At 68.9% G+C, this 5,309-nt stretch carries 6 protein-coding genes; 4 read left to right on the forward strand and 2 right to left on the reverse strand.

Features of this window, described 5'->3' with window-relative positions; all coding sequences use genetic code 11:
- Window positions 1-154 precede the first annotated feature (154 nt).
- Window positions 155-814 (forward strand): HD-GYP domain-containing protein, encoded by a 660-nt coding sequence (locus VB716_RS16640; RefSeq protein ID WP_323271066.1) that lies wholly within the window; start codon window positions 155-157, stop codon window positions 812-814.
- Between the two features lie 66 nt (window positions 815-880).
- Window positions 881-1,801 carry an NAD-dependent epimerase/dehydratase family protein gene (locus VB716_RS16645; protein WP_322758653.1) on the forward strand — a complete coding sequence of 307 codons (921 nt, stop codon included), beginning with the start codon at window positions 881-883 and terminating at the stop codon, window positions 1,799-1,801.
- On the opposite strand, the gene VB716_RS16650 is transcribed toward VB716_RS16645, so the two are convergent.
- A complete protein-coding gene (locus VB716_RS16650) occupies window positions 1,770-2,330 on the reverse strand; it encodes a CDP-alcohol phosphatidyltransferase family protein (protein ID WP_323271067.1) in 561 nt (186 codons plus the stop codon). The genes VB716_RS16645 and VB716_RS16650 overlap by 32 nt on opposite strands.
- Window positions 2,331-2,432: 102 nt before the next feature.
- Here VB716_RS16650 and VB716_RS16655 point away from each other — a divergent pair, with 102 nt between their 5' ends.
- Entirely contained in the window at window positions 2,433-2,870 is a 438-nt protein-coding gene (locus tag VB716_RS16655; protein WP_323271068.1) for a CBS domain-containing protein, read from the forward strand.
- Here the strand turns inward: VB716_RS16655 and pdeM are convergent.
- Window positions 2,827-3,495 carry a ligase-associated DNA damage response endonuclease PdeM gene (gene pdeM, locus VB716_RS16660; RefSeq protein ID WP_323271069.1) on the reverse strand — a complete coding sequence of 223 codons (669 nt, stop codon included), beginning with the start codon at window positions 3,493-3,495 and terminating at the stop codon, window positions 2,827-2,829. The genes VB716_RS16655 and pdeM overlap by 44 nt on opposite strands.
- 78 nt (window positions 3,496-3,573) lie before the next feature.
- Between pdeM and VB716_RS16665 the strand changes: the two genes are divergently transcribed.
- A partial coding sequence (locus VB716_RS16665; protein ID WP_323271070.1) for a 4Fe-4S binding protein occupies window positions 3,574-5,309 on the forward strand: 1,736 nt, incomplete at its 3' end.

Here is a 5,309-nt window from a genome sequence, read left to right on the forward strand (position 1 = left end):
GCTGGAACTCAGGCAGAGACAGGCCCTTCTGGAACTGGATGCCGTTGCGCGCCATGGCCAGAACAGTATCTGCGTACCACTCTAGTCGGGACAAATGGCCTGCACGGAGCGAGCTGGGTAATCAAGTCTTTCCTTATTCTCGAAGCTGATCAATATGACGATCTCCCAGGAGATCGGTGTGGTCCGCTCATTACTCGCTTCCGCCAGCGTGGCCAGGGATTTTGCCCAGCTGCGTGATTTCGAGACCGGCACCCATCTCGAACGCATGGCGCACTACTGCCGCCTGATTGCCAAGGGCGTCGCCCCGCAGTTCAGCCTGAGCGATGAGTTCGTGGAGCACGTCTTCCTGTTCGCCCCCCTGCACGACATCGGCAAGATCGGCATCCCGGACAGCATTCTGCTCAAGCCTGGACGTCTTGATGCTGCCGAACGGGAGGTCATGAAGACCCATGTGAACAAGGGTGTCGCGATCCTTGAACGCATCATTGGACAGTTCGCCCTGGAGGAGCTGGCCGATTCGATCGTGATGCGCAACATCGTGGCCGGCCATCACGAGCGCCTCGACGGATCGGGCTATCCCGCTGGCCTCAGGGCTGAGGAGATTCCGATCGAGGTGCGCATCGTGGCCGTGGCCGATGTCCTCGATGCCCTCACCAGCCTGCGGCCCTACAAACAGCCCTGGTCGGTAGCGCAAGCCCTGACCGAACTCGAGCGGTTGGTCAGCGAGGGCAGCCTCGATCCCGACTGTGTCGCGGTGGTGCGCAGTCAGAGCGACCAGGTGGAGGCCATCCGTCACCGCTTCGCTGAGACCTGAGTCGGCGCCGGGTCTGGGGGCGGCGGCGAGCCCAGCACAATGGCGCCAGTTCCTGGTGATGCGGCCGTGAAGATCCTGGTGATGGGCGGAACCCGGTTCGTGGGCAAGCCCCTCGTGGAGCAGCTGATCACCTCCGGCCATGCGCTCACCCTGTTCACCCGCGGCAGGAATGCGGTGCCGGCCGGGGTGGAGCACCTGGTGGGTGACCGCACCGACCCGGCCAGCCTGGACCAGCTGAGGGGGCGCCGCTTCGAGGTGATCGTGGACAGTTCCGGCCGCACGCTCAGCGATTCCAGCGCCGTGATCGAGCGCACCGGTGCCCCCAGCCAGCGCTTCGTCTATGTGAGCTCCGCCGGCGTCTACGCCGACAGCGCCCAGTGGCCCCTCGACGAGGACGCCCCCACCGATCCGGCCAGCCGTCACGCCGGCAAGGCCGACACCGAAGCCTGGTTGCGACAGCAGGGCATCCCCTTCACCAGCTTCCGGCCCACCTACATCGTGGGTCCCGGCAACTACAACCCCGTCGAGAGCTGGTTCTTTGATCGGATCGTGCACGATCGCCCGGTGCCACTGCCCGGCGATGGCAGCACCATCACCCAGCTGGGCCACGTCAACGACCTGGCCGCTGCCATGGCGCGCTGCATCGAGGTGGAGGCGGCCACCAACCGCATCTACAACTGCACGGGGGCCAAGGGCGTCACCTTCACCGGACTGGTGGAGGCGGCCGCCCGCGCCTGCGGCAAGGATCCCGCCGCCGTGCCGATCCGCAGCTTCGATCCCGCCGGTCTCGATCCCAAGGCGCGCAAGGCCTTTCCGCTGCGCCTCAACCATTTCCTCACCGACATCCACCGGGTCTGCTCCGAACTGGCCTGGAGCCCCGCCCACGACCTGGATCAGTGCCTCCGCGACAGCTTCGTGAACGATTACGCCCTGCGGATGCCCACCAGTCCCGATTTCAGTTCTGACGAGCGGCTGCTGGCCGGCTGACCAGGTAGCCCAGGGCTGAACTGAGGGCCAGGAGCAGGGAGGGCCAGAACAGCCACCAGCCCAGCTGCCGCAGCACCATGGGCAACCCCGGCGAGGCGACCCCAGCCAGGCTCCACGTCTCGGGCCAGAGCAGCAGCAGCAGCGCGGCGAACTGCAGGATCGTCTTGGCCTTGCCGGAGGCCGAGGCGGGTCCACCGCTGCTCTGGCCGGCCCGCCAGCCGGAGATCAACAGCTCGCGGGCCAGCAGCAGCCACACGGCCCAGAGCGGCAGGGTTCCGGCGGCCCCCAGCCAGAGCAGGGGGGCGCTGATCAGGATCTTGTCGGTGAGGGGATCGAGGCGGGCGCCCCACACCGAGCCACCGCCGGCCCGACGGGCCAGGGCACCATCGGCCGCATCGCTGAGGCCACCCAGCAGCAGCAGGATCCAGGCCAGCCCCTGCCAGCCAGCCGCGAGGGCCAGCAGCAGGGGCAGCCCCAGCAGGGCCCGCAGCACGGTGAGGGCATCGGCAGCGCGCCGGAGGGAGGCCATGGCAGGGGGCATGTGGCGTGAGGCCGATCCTGAACCCTCCCCGCCGCAGAATGGCCGCAGTTCGTTCTGGTCGCCGTGGTGCAACAGCCGGTCTCCGCAGTGATGTCCGCGCCGGTGTTGAGCGTGGGCCCCGACACCCCCCTGCAGGATGCGGTGCAGCTGATGTGCCAGCACCACATCAGCGCCCTGGCGGTGGTGGGCAGCGCCGGCGAGCTGGTGGGTGAGCTCACTGAGCAGGATCTGATGGTGCGCGAGAGCGGTTTCGATGCCGGGCCCTATGTGATGTTGCTCGATGCGGTGATCTACCTGCGCAATCCCCTGCAATGGGACAAACAGGTGCACCAGGTGCTGGGCAGCACCGTGGGGGAGGTGATGGGCCGCCATCCCCACCATTGCCCCGCCGATCTGGCCCTGCCCGCCGCGGCACGGCAACTGCATGAGAGCAGCACCCAGCGGCTGTTCGTGCTCGATGCCGACCAGCGGCCGGTGGGGGTGCTCACCCGTGGCGATGTGGTGCGGGCTCTGGCGGCGGTGGAGTGAGCGTTGGCGGAACCACGGTCCCTTCGGCCACGAGCCAGAGCTGCTCACCCTGGGGACGGGGATGACCGCCCGTCAACTGCCCGAAGGAGGGAAGAGCCAGCCGCTGGCCCTGGGGGTCGTAGGCGAAGCAGGGCAAGCGCAGGCGATCGCCACGCCGGCCCAGCAGCGCCACCGGATGCAGATGACCGCAGAGGTTGAGCCGTCCCGGCCGCGGATCGGGTTCGTGGCTGAGCCAAAGGGCGCCTGCCGCCTGGGCGGGCTCCTGGGGCAGCCCATCGATCCAGCTGCCACGTTCGTGGTTGCCGCCGATCAGCTGCAGGGGGCAGCCCAGCAGCTGCGGCAGGGCGGCCAGCTTCTGGCGCAACTCGGCGGTGAGCCCAAGGCGGCTGTGGATCAGATCCCCCAGCACCACCACCCGGCGGGGCCGCCAGCGGTGGGCCAGGGCCAGCAGGACGTTGAGGGTGGCGCCATCACCATCGCTGGGCAGCGGGATGCCATGGGCCTGGAAGGTCTCGGCCTTTCCGAGGTGCAGATCCGCCACCAGCAGCAGGCCCTGCCGCGGATCCCACACCGCCTTGTCCCCCAGGAACAGCAGCTGGTGCTGGCCCCACTGAAAGACGGTCATCCGCGTACATCCCTCCACCGCAGCAGGGCCATCCCACCCCGAATCGGGCCATGCTGATGGTTCCCAAGGTTTCTTCGCGTGTCTTCGCCGTCTCCCGCCACGGCCGACAGCACCGCCTGCCTGCTGAAACTGGCGCCCTTCGTGCAGGGCCGGGTGCGGCGCGGCATCGTCGGCAGCAGCCGCTACGCCCAGCGCCTTCGCGACGACATCCGCAAGGCGGCGGCCGATCCCCTGGCGCCCCCCGTCCTGATCAGCGGCGAACCAGGTTTGGAGAAGGACAACATCGCGGCCCTGATCCACTTCGGGTCGCGTCGCCGCACCCGCCTGCTGGTGCGCTTCAACGGCGCCCTGCTGCGGCCCGATGGCTCGGATCTGTTCGGTCCTGCCAGTGGCCAGGGGGAGGGCAGCGTGCTCGATTGCCTGGGGGACGGGTCCCTGCTGATCGACCAGGTGGATCTGGTCGACCCGCAGCTGCTGCCGGCCCTGCTCGAACTGGCCCGCACGGGCGACTGGCGGGGGCCGAGCGAATCGGCGCCCGTGCACCACTTCAGCGGCCGGGTGTTCTTCACCGCCGAGGCGCCGGTGCCGGGCTTCGAGGGCCTCGGGGCCCAGATCCGGGTTCCGCCCCTGCGGGTGCGGCGCAAGGACCTGGGTGAATGGCTGCGCTACGGCGTGCGGCAGCGGACCCGCAAGCTTGGCTGGAAGCAGCCACCGGAGGTCTCCGAAACGGTGGTGAAGCGGCTGCAGACCTACGACTTCCCCAACAACCTGCGCGAACTCGATGGCCTGATCGCCCGGGCCCTGCGCCAGTGCAGTGCCCAGCAGCCGGCCGAATTACCGGAAGATGTGTTCTGGACCGGCCCCAGCCATCGTTATCAGGGTCTGCGCTTCGACCTCTGGCGCTGGAAGCCGAGGCTGCGTGACCTGATGCGATCCCCACGGCTCTGGAACGGCCTGTTGTTCGGCCTGGTCAGCTGGGTGTTCGTGCTGGTGAACCTCTGGCTGTGGCTGGGCCCCCAGGACCGGGCCAGCAACGGCGGGCTCAACCTGTTCTGGGCCTGGTGGTGGCCCCTGATCCTGCTGGGTTACCCCCTGGTGGGCCGGCTCTGGTGCTCCTTCTGCCCCTTCATGGTCTGGGGCGAGATCGTGCAGCGGCTGGGGCGTCGCCTCGGCCTGAAGCCGCGCCCCTGGCCTCGCGGCGACACGGATCGCTGGGGGGCACCGGTTCTGGCGGCCGGCTTTGCCGCGATCCTGCTCTGGGAGGACCTGGCCGACCTACCCAATACGGCCTGGCTGAGCAGCTGCCTGCTGTTGTTGATCACCGCCGGCGCGGTGGTCTGCTCGCTGCTGTTCGAGAAACGCTTCTGGTGCCGCTACCTCTGCCCGGTGGGAGGCATGAACGGCCTGTTCGCCAAGCTCTCGATCCTGGAACTGCGCGCCCAGGTGGGCACCTGCAGCGGCAGCTGCAGCACCTACGCCTGCTTCAAGGGCGGCCCCGCCGAAGGCGAGGGGATGGCCACCGGCGGCTGCCCAGTGGGCACCCATCCGGCCCACCTGGCTGACAACCGCAATTGCGTGCTCTGCCTCACCTGCGCCCAGGCCTGCCCGCACCGCTCGGTGCAGCTGCGCCTGCGCCCCCCCGCCGCAGACATCCAGCGCAGCATGGCGCCACCGGCCGGTGAGACCGGCCTGATCCTGGTGCTGGCGGGTGGCGTGACCCTCACCTACTGGTCGAAGCTGCTGGGCTGGCTGCCGCTGGCGCCCCTGTCGCTGCAGAGCGGACCGCTGCTGCCCCGGCTGGCCTTCGCGAGCCT

The organism is Synechococcus sp. CCY9201 (assembly GCF_034931105.1).
Taxonomy (GTDB): Bacteria; Cyanobacteriota; Cyanobacteriia; order PCC-6307; family Cyanobiaceae; genus CBW1002.

Excerpts from the sequence above, each read along its gene's own strand:
- VB716_RS16640 (WP_323271066.1), top strand. The coding sequence starts at position 155 with ATGACGATCTCCCAGGAGATCGGTGTGGTCCGCTCATTACTCGCTTCC.
- VB716_RS16650 (WP_323271067.1), bottom strand. The coding sequence starts at position 2,330 with ATGGCCTCCCTCCGGCGCGCTGCCGATGCCCTCACCGTGCTGCGGGCC.
- VB716_RS16655 (WP_323271068.1), top strand. The coding sequence starts at position 2,433 with ATGTCCGCGCCGGTGTTGAGCGTGGGCCCCGACACCCCCCTGCAGGAT.
- pdeM (WP_323271069.1), bottom strand. The coding sequence starts at position 3,495 with ATGACCGTCTTTCAGTGGGGCCAGCACCAGCTGCTGTTCCTGGGGGAC.